The sequence below is a fragment of the Pedobacter deserti genome (genome assembly GCF_024436415.1).
GTDB lineage: Bacteria > Bacteroidota > Bacteroidia > Sphingobacteriales > Sphingobacteriaceae > Pedobacter > Pedobacter faecalis.
In genome coordinates this window covers 48,026-62,846 of record NZ_JAFMZQ010000003.1, presented here as the reverse complement: position 1 = coordinate 62,846, position 14,821 = coordinate 48,026, and the positions used below count along the sequence as shown (strand labels likewise).

Genomic DNA, 14,821 nt, shown 5'->3' with positions numbered 1-14,821 from the left:
TCATGATTGAAGTTGTATATGTATTTAACATATTTTAACACAATTTATTGTGTTGAAACTCAATCATGAGTTCTTTTTTTTAGCCTGTCCCGCTGCCCCAGATAAAGCCCGCCGAGAACAAGTAAAGTACCCAGAAGGGTATAGATTGTTATAGGCTCGTCGACCAGCCACCAGGCGTAAAAGAAACCGAATACAGGGCAGAGAAACAGCCAGAGGGAAGCCTTAACGGTATCGATTTTAAGTAGGTAAAACCAGCAGATGAGTCCGACTACCGATACGGCCAGCACCAGCCACAGCACCGAGAAAATAAAACGGTTGTCGATGCTTACGGCCGACCAGTCGCTGAACACCAGGGTAAAAGGCAGGAGGAAGAGTCCGCCCAAACCCACCTGCCAGCCGTTGATCAGTATATTGGGCAGGCTCCATTTTACGCTGGCGTAGTACACGCTGGCAAAAGAAACCGATACCATGCTGGTCATGAGCACGGCAAGTCCGAACACCGTAGTCGAGCTGTCCTGCAGCAAAGGCCAGCTGGCAACGCCGATGCCGGTCATGCCAATAACGATACTGAGCACTTCAGACCGGGCGGGCCGGCGCCCGATGAGCCATGCCGAGATGAGTACAATGAGCAGTGGGTTGGTCGACGTAGCCAAACTGCCGATACCGGCGGCGGTAAATTTTAAAGCATAGACAAACAGTCCGAGATAAACGGCGGTATTGAGCAGGCCAAAGAGCGCGAGTTGCTTCCATTCAGGTCCGGCAGGCAGGCGATAGGAGCTGTCGGGCTTGTATATGTAGCCGTAGCACAGCAATACAAGTCCCGCCAGCAGAAAGCGTACATTGGCGAGTAACAGAGGTGGTGCCGACTGGATGCCGAACTTGGTCGCGACGGCAGCAGAAGCCCATAGCATGGCGAACAGGATGCCGATTAAGATGTTTTTCACACATCAAAGGTAAGCTCCAAAAAGCCGATATTTGGTCACCATATTTTAACAAATATGGTTATGTTTGGCAAGCTTACTATTTATTCTACAATATGATCAGGAAACTCCTAGCGATTGTCCCGCTGCTGGCTGTCGCGTTTTGTTCTTCGGCACAGGAAAAGAAACTAACGATTCAGGATGCGATGCTCAATGCCCGGACGGCCCTGGCACCGCAGAACCTTTCCCAGATCCAGTTTATTTACGGTTCTGAGGATTATGTATATGCCAAACCTATTGGCGGAAGCCCCGTTTGGTATTCAGGCAACGCGAAATCTGCGGAGAAAGCTTTCCTTACTCTAACGCAGTTGAATCAGAGGTTTCGTGCAGCGCAAAGGGATACGCTACAGGCCATGCCCTTTATACAGTTCAACCAGGGCGCAGACTGGGTGATTTATACCGGTACTGAAAAGATTGCTCTTAATCCCCAAAGCAATAAAGTCCGCGTGCTGGTCGACAAAGACGCCGCGACAAAACAGCATGCTGAGGAAAGCAGTGCAGGCTATGTGGCGTATGTAGACAACCACAATCTGTTTGTATCCAAAGACGGGGATAAGTTTCAGGTAACTACCGATGGCAGCAGTGACATCGTTTATGCCTCTTCCGTACACCGGGAAGAGTTCGGTATATCGAAAGGTACATTCTGGAGTGACAACGGTAAACTGCTCGCTTTTTACCGGATGGATCAGGGCATGGTAACCGATTATCCTATCATCGACTGGACAAGCATTCCGGCAAAAAATGTAAATATAAAATATCCCATGGCGGGCGACAAGAGTCACCACGTAACCCTTGGTGTTTACAATGCCGAGACCAGGGCTTTGGTTTACGTTCAGACCGGCGAGCCGGCGGAACAGTATCTTACGAATATCGCCTGGAGCCCGGACAACAGGTTCGTTTACATCGCTGTGGTCAACCGCGAGCAAAATCATATGAAGCTCAACCAGTACGATGCCGTTAACGGAAAGTTTGTAAAGACTCTTTTTGAAGAGCGTGACGAGAAATATGTAGAGCCGCTGGTGCCGATGCTATTTCTGAAAAACGACCCTTCGAAGTTTATCTGGCAGAGCAACCGCGATGGCTGGAACCACCTGTATCTGTACAGCACTACTGGAAAATTGTTGAAACAGCTGACCAGCGGTCAGTGGGAAGTGCTGGACGTAAAGGGTTTTGATGCCAAAGGCGGCAGCTTATTTTATGTGTCGACCGAAGACTCCCCTCTCACCAGAAATCTTTACGCGCTGAATCTGAAAACAGGTGGCAGTAAGCGAATTACCTCTGGCTCCGGGGTACACAACACCCAGGTAAGCAGTTCGGGAAAAACGGTGATTGACAACTTCAGCAATATTAGCTTGCCGAGGGAAATACGTTTGCTTTCCGTAGCGAAGCCATCGGATGTTAAGGTATTGCTCCGCGCAGAGAATCCTTTGCAGGCCTACGCGGTTTCGGCACCTCAGCTGATCACGATAAAGAGTAATTTGGGCGACGATCTGTACGCTACGTTATACAAGCCTGTGGGCTTTGATGCGGCAAAGAAATATCCGGTGGTGGTATACTGGTATGGCGGTCCGCATGCACAGCTTATTACCAATAGCTGGAACGGAGGGGCGGGCGACTACTGGTTCAGGTTTATGGCCGAACGCGGATACGTTGTGCTAACGGTTGATGTACGGGGAAGTGATAACCGCGGAAAGGCATTTGAGCAGTCTATGTTCCGGAATGCAGGTACGGTGCAGATGGAAGATATGCTGCGGGCGACTGACTACCTGAAAGCGCAGCCTTTTGTAGATGCCGCCAATATGGGACTGTTTGGCTGGAGTTTTGGTGGTTTTGTAACCACGAATTTCATGCTGACTCACCCTGGTGTGTTTAAAGCGGCGGTTGCTGGCGGACCGGTAATCAACTGGCGCTTTTATGAGGTGATGTATACCGAACGTTATATGGATACACCACAGGAAAACCCCGAGGGTTATGCAGCGACCTATCTGAGTAATCGTGTGGAACAGCTGAAAGGTAAGCTCCTGCTTATTCATGGTCAGCAAGACCCGGTTGTGGTGCAGCAGCATTCGGTCGACTTTGTAAAGCATGCGGTAGATAAGGGCGTGCAGGTAGATTACATGATTTATCCGGGGCACGAACACAATGTATTGGGTAAAGACCGTGCGCATTTGTATCAGAAAGTGACGGACTATTTTGACCTGTACTTGAAGTAAGCGGCATTTTATTGTTATTTTTACCGGCTAAAATCTGATACTTTTTTATTAGCAATGAGCATTTCTACTAAATACGATCCGGCAGCAACCGAAAATAAATGGTACAGCTACTGGATGGAAAAGAATTTTTTTCATTCAGAGCCTGATGAGCGCGAACCTTATACGATTGTAATTCCTCCGCCCAATGTGACGGGGGTGCTTCACATGGGTCATATGCTCAACAATACCATTCAGGATGTGCTGATCCGCAAAGCACGTATGCAGGGGAAGAATGCCTGCTGGGTGCCGGGTACAGACCACGCGTCTATTGCTACGGAGGCCAAAGTAGTGGCCATGCTCAAGGAAAAAGGGATTGAGAAGAAAGACCTCAGCCGCGAAGAGTTTCTTAAATACGCCTGGGAGTGGAAAGAGAAATATGGCGGCATCATTCTCGAGCAGTTAAAAAAGCTCGGCGCGTCGTGCGACTGGGAGCGTACGCGCTTCACCATGGAAGATGATCTTTCTGAGGCGGTTATTGACAGTTTTATCCACTTGTACCGGAAGGGCTGGATATATCGTGGTGTGCGGATGATTAACTGGGATCCTGCTGGTAAGACCGCGGTATCTGACGAGGAGGTCATCCGTAAGGAGGTTGACCAGAAGCTTTATTATATCAGATATACAATTGCTGGCACTACCGGCGAAGCATCTGAATATCTGACAATAGCGACTACCCGGCCGGAAACGATTATGGCCGACTCGGCGATATGTATAAATCCTAACGATGAGCGTTATGCGCATCTGAAAGGCAAGAAAGTGTATGTGCCGCTAATCAACAGAGAGATACCCATTGTTGAGGACGAGTATGTGACGATGGACTTCGGTACAGGTTGCCTTAAAGTAACGCCCGCACACGATCTGAACGACTATGAGCTGGGTGTGAAACATAAGCTTCCGGTTATCGACATCCTGAACGATGATGGTACCTTAAATGAACTTGCCGTAATTCTGGTTGGTGAAGACCGTTTCGCCGCGCGTAAGAAGATTGCTGTGCTGCTTGACGAAGCCGGGCACCTGGAAAAAGTGGAAGGGTATAAGTCGCAGGTGGGATTTTCTGAGCGTACGAATGCTGCGATTGAACCTAAGCTTTCGATGCAGTGGTTCTGTAAAATGGATCAGATGGCCAAGCCAGCACTGGAAGATGTTATTAACGGCGATATCAGGTTAATTCCGGACAAGTTCATCAACACCTACCGGCACTGGATGGAAAACGTGCGCGACTGGAACATCAGCAGGCAACTGTGGTGGGGTCAGCAGATACCGGCCTGGTACGACGATAAAGGGAATTGGGTGGTAGCTAAAACAAAAGATGAGGCGCTGGACGAATTCCTTAAGCTTAAAGACATTGACGGTGTCTTTACTGAGGAAGAGAAAAAGGGCTTTAAGCATCAGCTGGCGCCTTTTCTTACACAGGACCCGGATGTTATGGATACCTGGTTCTCGTCCTGGTTATGGCCCATCTCCGTGTTCAACGGTTTTAAGGATCCGGATAATAAGGATATTAATTATTACTACCCCACGAATGACCTGGTGACCGCGCCGGAGATTTTGTTTTTCTGGGTGGCCCGGATGATCATGGCAGGCCATGAATTCAGGGGCAAAAAGCCGTTCACCAATGTTTACCTGACAGGTATAGTGCGCGACAAACTGGGCCGTAAGATGTCCAAGTCGCTCGGCAATTCACCTGATCCGATCGATCTTATAGAAAAATACGGTGCAGATGGAGTACGGGTAGGTATGTTGCTTTGTTCGCCTGCGGGAAATGACCTCATGTTTGATGAAAACTATTGTGAGCAGGGCAGGAACTTTGCAAATAAAGTTTGGAATGCCTTCAGGCTGGTAAAAGGCTGGGAGGTGAACGATCAGCTTGAAAACCCCAATAAGCAGGCTATCCTGTGGTTTGAGAACCGCTTCAACGAAGCACTTTCAGAAATAGAAGATAACTTCAGGCAGTACCGCTTGTCGGAGGCCCTGATGGCTACGTATAAACTGGTGTGGGACGATTTCTGCGCATGGTATCTTGAGATGGTGAAGCCGGCTTATCAGCATCCTGTGGATCAGGAAACGATGCGGGCTACAACTGGGTTCTTCAGTAAGATACTGACACTTCTTCATCCGTTTATGCCTTTTATAACCGAGGAATTATGGCACGATGAGTTGTTTGGCAGCAGGGCAGAGATGGATTGCTGTATCGTTGCCAGCTACCCTGTAGCGGGCGAGGCTGATGGCGCTCTTCTTAAGGAGGCTGAGGCAATCAAAAATGTGGTCGCAGAAATCCGTAACGTCCGTAACACCAAACAGATCTCACCTAAAGAGGCTTTGCCGCTCGCTATAAAGGTTAACTCGGGTATGGACTACGAGAAATGGATGAATATTGTCTTTAAACTGGCTAATATCAGTCAGACAGAGTTGGTGAACGATAAAATTCCGGGGGCTGTTGCGTTTATGACAGGCGCGGACGAGTTCTTTATTCATTTGAATGAGGCCGTAGATGCTGATGCGGAACGTGAGCGTTTAAATGCGGACCTACAGTACCTGCAGGGCTTTTTGAAATCTGTAGACGCAAAACTAGGTAACGAAAAGTTCGTGGCCAATGCGAAGCCGGCAGTGGTGCAGAACGAGCGCAACAAAAAAGCAGATGCCGAAGCGAAGATCAGGATTATTGAAGATAGTTTAAGCGCCCTGGAAAAGTAAATCCGGGCCTCGCTTATAACAACGTGTACTCAGGGAGGTCGGCGACGAATGCAAAGCTTCCTTGTGTATGGTCAATTTGTGCATAGCAGTGCTTGATTCCGTTTGTAACGACAAGCCATCTGGTTTTGTGTACGGAATTATATCGTGCAGCCTGGTCGAAGGTGGCCTGCGTAATTTTTACTGAAGGGGCTTTGCATTCAACGATCATGATTTTTTCGCCCTGCGAATTAAAGATGACAATATCTGTTCGTTTTTGCAGCCGGTTGAGCTGCAGCCCGCCTTCAATCTGTATAAGTGACTTAGGGAAGTTTTTCCGGCTGATCAGATATTGAATAAAATGCTGGCGTACCCATTCTTCGGGCGTGAGAACCAGATGTTTCCTGCGTACTTCATCAAAAATGTAATGCCTGGAGTCTTTCAAGGTGATTCTGAAGGGATATTGCGGCAGACTGAGGGCAGTTGGTACAAACGACATATATTGTAAAAATAGATAAAATATTATGTAAGTTTTCCGCTATGTTTGAACAATTCTATGACTGCTGCTGAGATTATCAAAGACATCAAATCCCGAAAGTTTAAGCCGGTGTACCTGCTTCATGGTGAAGAACCTTACTACATTGATCAGGTTGTGAGTTATATAGAGCATAACGCGCTCAATGACATGGAGCGGGGATTTAACCAAACGGTCTTATACGGCAAGGATACAGACATGGTAACCATTATGAATGCGGCAAAACGCTATCCGATGATGTCGGACTATCAGGTGGTGATCGTTAAGGAGGCGCAGGAATTGAAGTGGGCGAAAGAAGTAGAGGGGAACAGTAAGCAGGCCGAATTTGTGCTGAGCTATTTTGAAAAGCCCATGCCTGCGACCATTTTGGTGCTGGCCTATAAATATGCCAACTTTGATAAGCGTAAAAAGATTTATAAAGCCATCGACAAGAACGGCCTGGTGTTTCAGTCGGATCCCGTACGCGATTACAAACTTGCCTCCTGGATTGAAGATCTTGTGAAAGAAAAGGGATATAAAATCGACCCGCAGGCGTCTGCCCTGATGGCTGAGTATCTTGGGGCGGATCTTTCCAAAATCGCTAATGAGGTGGAGAAGCTGATGCTTAATATCGGAAAGGATGTTGTGATTGACACGGGCCTTGTGCAGAAAAATATTGGGATCAGTAAAGAGTACAATGTTTTTGAACTCCAGAAAGCATTGGCTACGCGAAATGTGTTGAAATGCAACCAGGTTATCAATTACTTTGCCGACAATCCCAAGGCCAATCCCATGGTTATGGTGATGGCCAATCTGAATGCCTATTTCTCTAAAATCCTCAAGTATCATTACCTGCAAAACCGTGGAGATGCAGCCAAAGAACTTGGCGTGAACCCTTTCTTTGTGAAAGATTATGAAACTGCGGCGCGCACTTACCCGGTCAACAAAGTGTTTGAGATTATCAGTATGCTTCGCGAATACGACCTTAAGAGCAAAGGGGTCGACAGTACAGGAAACACTACTGATGGTGAACTTCTTAAAGAGCTGTTATTTAAAATTCTACACTGAGGCACTTGCTTCGCCGCTTTGTAACTGTAAAGTTATATTCAGCAATTTTTTCTGTCCGCTAACTCGCTTACCTTTACGGGCTTCAAAGCCACCGGTCTCAACCCTGTGTTTTTGAGAGCACCAACAAACTTATTAGATCAACAATGAAAAAGAACGTATTATTGACATTGCTGGGCCTTGCCTCAGCTGCGTACGTCAATGCCCAGGACAAGCCTGCAACTCCGCCTGCAAAGCCGGCTGCGGCTAATCCAAATGCCATGAACCGTCCGGCTGCACCAACTAACGGGCCTAAGCCTTACAAGCAGGTGATCACCGACAGCGCCAAAACGGACCATGGGTTGTTTAAGGTTCACCAGGTTCAGGACCGGTATTATTTTGAAATCGCAGATTCCCTGCTTGGCCGTGAAATTCTTACGGTAAACAGGATCAGTAAAGCTGCTGCGGGAAACCGTGCCTCCATGATGGGCTATGGCGGCGACCATATAGGTGATAATGTGATCAGCTTTGAAAAGGGCCCCGCGAATAAGATTTTCATCAGGACGATCTCTTATGGCGAGCGCTCGGCTGACTCTACTGAGCAAGGCATGTACCGCTCGTTGATGAGTTCTAACATTCAGCCTCTTGTGGCGTCTTTTGATATAAAGGCACTGGCAAACGATTCTGTAACTAAGGTTAAAGGAAGCGTAATCGACGTTACAGATTATATGAATGGAGATAATGAAATTTTCTTTTTTGAGTCAAGAGCTAAAAGAGCGTTGTCGTTAAGCAACCAGTTAAACGATCGCTCCTATATCAGGGAAATCAAGTCTTACCCAACCAATATAGAAATCAGAACGGTGAAGACTTATACCAAAACACCTGCTCAGATTCCAGGCATGCCGCCCGCTATGGCCGGATCGCCGACTCCGGTAACTTATGAACTGAACAGTTCCATGGTTCTGCTTCCAAAAAAGCAGATGAAGCCAAGGTTTTTTGATGCCAGGGTGGGTTATTTCGCCACAGGATACGTAGATTTCGACTCTAACCCGCAAGGTATCAAGAATCAGGCGCTTATAACGCGCTGGAGGCTAGAACCTAAACCAGAAGACGTAGAAAGATATAAGCGCGGAGAGCTTGTGGAGCCGAAAAAGCAGATCGTTTATTACATTGATCCGGCAACGCCAAAAAAGTGGATCCCTTATCTGATCCAGGGTGTAAACGACTGGCAAAAGGCTTTTGAGCAAGCAGGCTTTAAAAATGCGATCGTTGCTAAGCTTGCGCCAAATGATCCGAACTGGAGCATTGACGATGCGCGTCACAGTGTAATCGTTTACAAGCCTTCGGATATACCAAATGCGAGTGGTCCGCACGTGCACGACCCACGGACCGGTGAAATTCTGGAGACGCATATCAACTGGTACCATAACATTATGCAACTGGTGCGTAACTGGTACATCATTCAGGCTGCGGCGATAGATCCGGGTGCGCGCAAAATGAAATTCGACGATAAACTGATGGGCGAACTTATACGCTTTGTCTCATCGCACGAGGTAGGCCACACTTTGGGATTACGCCATAATTTTGGTTCTTCGGCAACAGTTCCGGTTGAAAAACTTAGAGATAAGCAATGGGTAGAGAAGAACGGCCATACGCCGTCGATCATGGATTATGCACGCTTTAACTACGTTGCACAACCTGAAGATAAGATATCTGCGAAGGGTATTTTCCCACGAATCGGTGATTACGATATGTGGGCGATAGAGTGGGGTTATAAGTGGCTGCCTCAGTATAAAACGGCAGAAGATGAGTCTAAATACTCGAACCAAACGATTATTAAGCGAATTGCGGAAAATCCTAGACTTGCGTTTGGAACAGAAACTGATCCAAACGATCCGCGTAATCAGAGCGAAGACCTCGGAGACAATGCCGTATTGGCGTCGGAATACGGGATCAAGAACCTTAAGCGTTTGGTTCCAAATATTCTTGCGTACAGCAAAGAGCCCAATGAGGGTTACGATAATGCAAAAGCACTTTATGGTGAGCTGGTTGGACAATTTGGCCGCTATATAGGCCATGTTGCTAAGTATGTTGGTGGTATTTATGCTACGCCAAAAACCATGGAGGAATCGGGCACCCAGTATAGCCGGGTAAATGCCGCCCGCCAAAAGCAGGCGATGGATTTCCTGGGCGCTCAGGTGTTTAACACGCCGAAGTGGTTGCTCGATAAGAATCTGCTGGATAATATTGGCGAAGATCCGATATCGGTAGCAAACCGCTTGCACATTAATGCCCTGGCCCGGTTGGTCAACGCTAACACATTCAACAAACTTATCTCTGCCGAAGCAGCAGACGGGCCTACAGCTTATAAGATCACAGACCTGTTCTCTGATTTGCAAGGTTCAATATTCTCGGAGCTGAAGTCGAACACAGAAATCGATGTATACCGCAGGAACCTGCAAAAAACGTATGTGAACACAGTGATCAGTTTGCTTGAGCCGCCAGCGCCTGCTGCGGGAAGCACATCTGGCAGAGGTGGTTCTAACGTGATGCAAAGCGATGCCGTCTCACTGGCTAAGGCTCAGCTGAGAGAGCTTTCGTCGGCGATTAAATCTGCTACACCAGCAGCTTCAGGGATGAGTAAATTTCACCTGGAAGACTTGTCGCAACGTATTGACGATGCTTTAAAAGGTAAAGGGTAACCTGAATTTATTCCAAAAAAAAGGGCTGTTTTTTCTAAAGACAGCCCTTTTTTTATTTCCTCCGCGAGACTGTGAGCACTGCGGCCGTAACCAACGCGCCGAAGAGATAGTATCCTACGGTCATAGCAGATATTGTCTTTGTTTTTGCCACGGGTTTCTCGTTAAGCCCCATCGGTTCGGGCAACTTAACGGCACCTACTCCTGCAAGCAGTCCCATTGTGATGGCTTTGAGCCAGATATTGGATTGCTTTTTACTGCCGATCATGCTGTAATAGAGTGTATTCGAGATGATGTCTCCGGCGAGCGTTGCGTTATACAGGGCTTGCTCATCGGTGATGTTTCCGCCCAGATGCCGTACAGTCTTTTGAAGTGCTTGTTCTCCAAGCAAATCAATCCTAGGTGTGTTACGCTTATGCTTTAACGACTCGTGCAGTATATTTAAAGCGACCGCACCACACAGTCCTGCAAAGAGATTCTTAAGCTTTCCCATAATGTGTCTTTTAAGGAACAACAATCCAGTCGGACAGAGGTTTCCGAGAAACTTAAATACCTTGTATCGCACCTTGAAACTGCTCGAAATGTGTAACATGTTAATTACTCTAAAACCGTTTGTACTAGCTTGTTGTACTTTTGCGGGACACACACAACCAGAATGGGCCTTTTTCAGCGGATAATTTTATTCCTCGTAGTATTTACGGGTATTTCACACTATGCCAAAGCGCAGACATTTACTGTTAAAGGTACCGTCGTAGATACCGCCGGCCTGCCTTTGCCGGGCGCCGTGGTGCGTGTAAAGTGGGCGGCCGACAGCGTCGCTATGTCGGCCAGCGGAGATGGTAAGTTCAGCTTCAATAATGTAAAGGCACGTCAGTTCACACTATCGGCCGCTTTTATTGGTTTCAAGAACTTCACAAAGGAATACAACATCGAAAAAGGGAATACCATAACGTTGGCCCCGGTCATGTTACAGCCTTCAAGCAACACGCTCGACGCAGTGGTGATTTCAGGAGCTCCGCCGGTACGGGTAACGGAAGATACGGTGAGCTATAACGCCGCACACTTTCCCGTACGCGAAGGAGATGCTGTCGACGAAGTGCTGAGAAAGTTGCCCGGCATTAAGGTGGATCAGGACGGTAACGTAACCAATCAGGGCGAACCAGTTACCAAGATTCGCGTAAATGGTAAAGATTACTTCGGTACCGACGTGGCGACTGCGATAAAGAACTTACCCGCAGATATCATTAAAAACCTGCAGTTCATAGATGATTATGGTGATCAGGCCAAGCTAACAGGGATAAAAACCGGTGAGCCTCAAAAGATACTTAATCTAACCATCGATCCTGATAAGGATAAGGGGTATTTTGCACGTGTCTCAGGAGGGCTGGGAAGCGAAGATCGCTACAACACAAATATACGTGCCAATATGAAGAACAAGGATCGGATGACTTCTCTTCATGGCACCTTTAACAATGCAAATATGCGGGGCGGCGGCGGAGACGGAATCAATACCCGGAACGCGTTTGGCGCCAACTATCAGAACCAGTGGAACGAAAAGATTTCCGGGAACGCAAGCTACAACTTCAACAACAACCGGAACAATACCATAAGTTCCTCACTTACGAGGCATAGTCTGAAGGACGTTTTAGGAAACTCTTTCATACGGTTAGAGGATGCGCGTAATAATAACCTCAACAAGAATTTCAACCATGAATTGGAAGGTGAGCTGGAGTACAAGATCGACACCATGAATTACCTGAAGATATCGCCGCGGCTTGCTTATAATGGAAATGAAGGGAGCAGTTTCGGCGGTTCATCGATCACACAACCTAACCTGCGTACCGATCGCAATAGTCAGAACGCTAGTAATGGCAACAACTTTAATGGCCGGACAAATGTATTCTACAACCATAAATTTGCAAAAAAAGGCAGGAACTTCAGCTTTTGGGGGAGTGTCAACTATTCGCAGGGCGACAGTTTCAGAGATGTTTTCAATGATTATCTGACCGTCGTACCCGACACAGCGGATCTGGCTCAGTTGCAAAGCCAGTTGATAGATAACGCAAATGACAATCTTGGGGTAAATGCAGGCGGCTCGTACATGGAACCCATCTGGAATAAAACCTTTGTTGAGCTAAGTTATAACTGGAACCGATCAGCAACCTCTAACTCGAGATATACACGAGATGTAGAAGGTGGTACTGAGATTTTTAATCCAAACCTGAGCAACGATTATGAGTATCAGTTTATCACAAACCGCATTGGATTAAATTATCGCTTTATTGATGAGAAACTTAACTATACTCTTGGCGTTAACGTGCAGCCGGCGGTGCTTACCGGCCAGAACCTTAGCCAGAACATCGATACCAGAAAAGAGACCTTTAATGTCATACCCAATGCAAGGTTCGTTTATAAGTTTTCCAATCAGGAATCTTTTGACGTCAATTATTGGGGAAGGAGTAATCAACCAGGATTTTTACAATTGCAACCAATCACGGACAATTCCAACCTTCAGAATACAGTAACTGGAAACCCGGATCTGAATCCTGAATTTATCCATTCAATGAACGCTCATTATAAGCAGTCAGACTGGAAGCAGGGTTTCTTGCTTGATGCCAGGGCATGGTATAACATTACCAAGGACCGTATTGTAACGACCAAGGTTCTGATCCCAAACACGGCAAATCAGGTGACCAGTTATACCAACACTGATGGATATTACAATATGGGTACAGAGTATTCCTACAGCAAACCTTTTGCTGAAAGAAAGTATACGCTGACATATTCAGGGGGTGGTTCGCTCTCTAACAATGTAAACTTTATTGATAATAACCGAAATATTGGCAGAAATACGGTATGGCGTCAGGAACTTGAATTCGAGATCGATATTAAGGACGTCATGGACACGGAGTTTGAGACCTCGTATTCTCAGAATCATACCAGTTATTCTCTTGAGGGTTTTGACGACCGGCAGATCAACCGTCTGCAATTTGGCGTTAACGGGCGCAATTTCTTTTTTAAGGATATAACGTTGGGATATAATTTTTCTAAGGTGATCAACTATGGTTTGGAGAGCCAGTTGGTGCGCAATCCGTTGGTGTTGCGGTTGTATGCTGAATACCGGTTCATGAAGAACGACATGGCCAATATAAGAATAGATGGATTTGACCTGTTCAACCAGAATACAGGTATATCTTACGACGTGTATGATAACATTACCGTCGACAGGCGGGTAAACCGCCTGGGACGGTATTTTATGTTTTCATTTACTTACAGGGTAAGTAAGTGGGGCGGCCGACGGTAGGCCGGATCAAAAATCAAAGAAATCATTCAGGAACGACTTCTTCTTTTTATGGGGATATCGTTTGTTATAATCATCATTATAATCACTATATCCATATTTACGGTAGTCCTGCTCGTAGTTGTCTTTTTGAGCATAGTGGTTCGCGGAATGTTCGATGATTTTTTCAAGTTCACCACGGTCCAGCCATATTCCCCGGCAATTCGGACAGTAATCAATTTCTACACCTTTTTTCTCACTCATAAGGAGTGTTTCGTTACAAGACGGACATTTCATGGAATAGCTCTTTTATTTAATTTATAGGTTTTTAAATATAACGTTTAAAGTCGTGATTGCATATAGCCCCGGGAGAATTACTATTAATATGAGGTTATCTCGGGCTATTTTATCAAATTTGCATAACAACAAACGATCATGAGCGATACTAAATACTGGCTTGTAAAAAGCGAACCTTTCAAATACAGCTGGGAGAAATTTAATGAAGACGGGCGTACCTTCTGGGACGGCGTGCGCAATTATCAGGCACGAAACAATCTGAAAGAAATGAAGGAGGGCGACTTGGTATTATTTTATCACAGCAACGAAGGTAAGCATGTTGTCGGCATAGCTAAAGTAGTACGTGAATATTACCAGGATCCGACCACCGAGGACCCCAACTGGGTGGTGGTGGATTTGTCGCCGGTAGAAACACTTAAAAATCCTGTGTCGCTGGAACAGATCAAAGCAGAAGAAAGCCTGAAAGACATCTCGCTGATTCGCCAGGGGCGATTATCGGTGATGTCGCTCAAACCCTCGGAGTTTGATAAGATATTAGAGATGTCGGAAAAATAACGCCTATTCTGAAAAGAACAGCGCCTTCAATTCAAGGGCATCATTTGGCTGCATTTTACCACCGAGTATCAGGCGTAGTTGCCTGCGCCTTAAGGCACCTGCATATAATTCCTTTTCTTCGGTCGTTTCAGGCACCAGTTCCGGCACAGCTACTGTTTTGCCTTCCGCATCAAGTGCTACAAAAGTGAAATAAGCTTCGTTAGATTTATTCCTGGTCGCCGAGGGCACATTCTCCGCCCATACGTCTAGTCTGACCTCGACGGAGGTGTTAAAGGCACGGGTTACCCTGGCCTCTATAGTGACCACATCTCCAAGTTTTATGGGCTGCTTAAATGATACATTGTCTACCGACGCCGTGACCACAATCCGATTGCAATGTTTCTGTGCAGTGATCGCCGCCGCAATATCCATCCAATGCAGCAGCCGGCCTCCCATCAGGTTGTGCAGCATATTGGTGTCGTTGGGCAGCACAAGCTCATTCATTATCGTGAAGGAATCTTTAGGGCTCTTTCCTTGTGTATTCATGCGGC

11 protein-coding genes are annotated in these 14,821 nt (G+C 46.7%); 6 read left to right on the top strand and 5 right to left on the bottom strand.

Translation table 11 applies throughout. The annotated features are described in order from the left end of the window. Window positions 1-59: 59 nt before the first annotated feature. A complete protein-coding gene (locus J3P40_RS17855; protein ID WP_256007566.1) occupies window positions 60-944 on the bottom strand; it encodes a DMT family transporter in 885 nt (294 codons plus the stop codon). A gap of 92 nt (window positions 945-1,036) precedes the next feature. Here J3P40_RS17855 and J3P40_RS17475 point away from each other — a divergent pair, with 92 nt between their 5' ends. Both J3P40_RS17475 and J3P40_RS17470 read left to right on the top strand, forming a co-directional pair. After that, window positions 1,037-3,193, top strand: coding sequence for a S9 family peptidase (locus J3P40_RS17475; protein ID WP_256007565.1), 2,157 nt, complete (start codon window positions 1,037-1,039; stop codon window positions 3,191-3,193). A 54-nt stretch (window positions 3,194-3,247) separates the two neighbouring features. Continuing rightward, window positions 3,248-5,926 (top strand): valine--tRNA ligase, encoded by a 2,679-nt coding sequence (locus tag J3P40_RS17470; RefSeq protein WP_256007564.1) that lies wholly within the window; start codon window positions 3,248-3,250, stop codon window positions 5,924-5,926. Between the two features lie 13 nt (window positions 5,927-5,939). Here the strand turns inward: J3P40_RS17470 and J3P40_RS17465 are convergent, their stop codons facing one another. Further along, on the bottom strand, window positions 5,940-6,401 hold the full coding sequence (locus J3P40_RS17465; RefSeq protein WP_256007563.1) for a type I restriction enzyme HsdR N-terminal domain-containing protein: 462 nt from the start codon (window positions 6,399-6,401) through the stop codon (window positions 5,940-5,942). A gap of 57 nt (window positions 6,402-6,458) precedes the next feature. On the opposite strand from J3P40_RS17465, the gene holA reads away from it, so the two are divergent. Both holA and J3P40_RS17455 read left to right on the top strand, forming a co-directional pair. Next, on the top strand, window positions 6,459-7,484 hold the full coding sequence (holA, locus tag J3P40_RS17460) for a DNA polymerase III subunit delta (RefSeq protein ID WP_256007562.1): 1,026 nt from the start codon (window positions 6,459-6,461) through the stop codon (window positions 7,482-7,484). A 143-nt stretch (window positions 7,485-7,627) separates the two neighbouring features. Beyond that, window positions 7,628-10,162 carry a zinc-dependent metalloprotease gene (locus tag J3P40_RS17455; RefSeq protein ID WP_256007561.1) on the top strand — a complete coding sequence of 845 codons (2,535 nt, stop codon included), beginning with the start codon at window positions 7,628-7,630 and terminating at the stop codon, window positions 10,160-10,162. A 52-nt stretch (window positions 10,163-10,214) separates the two neighbouring features. On the opposite strand, the gene J3P40_RS17450 is transcribed toward J3P40_RS17455, so the two are convergent. After that, complete coding sequence (locus tag J3P40_RS17450; RefSeq protein WP_256007560.1) at window positions 10,215-10,652, bottom strand: hypothetical protein; 438 nt, start codon at window positions 10,650-10,652, stop codon at window positions 10,215-10,217. Between the two features lie 162 nt (window positions 10,653-10,814). Here J3P40_RS17450 and J3P40_RS17445 point away from each other — a divergent pair, with 162 nt between their 5' ends. Then, window positions 10,815-13,463, top strand: coding sequence for a TonB-dependent receptor (locus J3P40_RS17445; RefSeq protein ID WP_256007559.1), 2,649 nt, complete (start codon window positions 10,815-10,817; stop codon window positions 13,461-13,463). 6 nt (window positions 13,464-13,469) lie between these two features. On the opposite strand, the gene J3P40_RS17440 is transcribed toward J3P40_RS17445, so the two are convergent. Further along, window positions 13,470-13,703 (bottom strand): TFIIB-type zinc ribbon-containing protein, encoded by a 234-nt coding sequence (locus J3P40_RS17440; RefSeq protein ID WP_370687737.1) that lies wholly within the window; start codon window positions 13,701-13,703, stop codon window positions 13,470-13,472. Window positions 13,704-13,874: 171 nt separating this feature from the next. Here J3P40_RS17440 and J3P40_RS17435 point away from each other — a divergent pair, with 171 nt between their 5' ends. Next, a complete protein-coding gene (locus tag J3P40_RS17435) occupies window positions 13,875-14,291 on the top strand; it encodes an EVE domain-containing protein (RefSeq protein ID WP_256007557.1) in 417 nt (138 codons plus the stop codon). Between the two features lie 3 nt (window positions 14,292-14,294). Here the strand turns inward: J3P40_RS17435 and J3P40_RS17430 are convergent, their stop codons facing one another. Next, window positions 14,295-14,816, bottom strand: coding sequence for an acyl-CoA thioesterase (locus J3P40_RS17430; RefSeq protein WP_256007556.1), 522 nt, complete (start codon window positions 14,814-14,816; stop codon window positions 14,295-14,297). Window positions 14,817-14,821: the final 5 nt, after the last annotated feature.

What these genes read in the sequence shown, in the direction of transcription:
- J3P40_RS17435 (WP_256007557.1), top strand. Translation starts at nt 13,875, where the DNA reads ATGAGCGATACTAAATACTGGCTTGTAAAAAGCGAACCTTTCAAATAC.
- J3P40_RS17470 (WP_256007564.1), top strand. Translation starts at nt 3,248, where the DNA reads ATGAGCATTTCTACTAAATACGATCCGGCAGCAACCGAAAATAAATGG.
- J3P40_RS17445 (WP_256007559.1), top strand. Translation starts at nt 10,815, where the DNA reads ATGGGCCTTTTTCAGCGGATAATTTTATTCCTCGTAGTATTTACGGGT.
- J3P40_RS17440 (WP_370687737.1), bottom strand. Translation starts at nt 13,703, where the DNA reads ATGAGTGAGAAAAAAGGTGTAGAAATTGATTACTGTCCGAATTGCCGG.
- J3P40_RS17450 (WP_256007560.1), bottom strand. Translation starts at nt 10,652, where the DNA reads ATGGGAAAGCTTAAGAATCTCTTTGCAGGACTGTGTGGTGCGGTCGCT.
- holA (WP_256007562.1), top strand. Translation starts at nt 6,459, where the DNA reads ATGACTGCTGCTGAGATTATCAAAGACATCAAATCCCGAAAGTTTAAG.
- J3P40_RS17475 (WP_256007565.1), top strand. Translation starts at nt 1,037, where the DNA reads ATGATCAGGAAACTCCTAGCGATTGTCCCGCTGCTGGCTGTCGCGTTT.
- J3P40_RS17465 (WP_256007563.1), bottom strand. Translation starts at nt 6,401, where the DNA reads ATGTCGTTTGTACCAACTGCCCTCAGTCTGCCGCAATATCCCTTCAGA.
- J3P40_RS17455 (WP_256007561.1), top strand. Translation starts at nt 7,628, where the DNA reads ATGAAAAAGAACGTATTATTGACATTGCTGGGCCTTGCCTCAGCTGCG.
- J3P40_RS17430 (WP_256007556.1), bottom strand. Translation starts at nt 14,816, where the DNA reads ATGAATACACAAGGAAAGAGCCCTAAAGATTCCTTCACGATAATGAAT.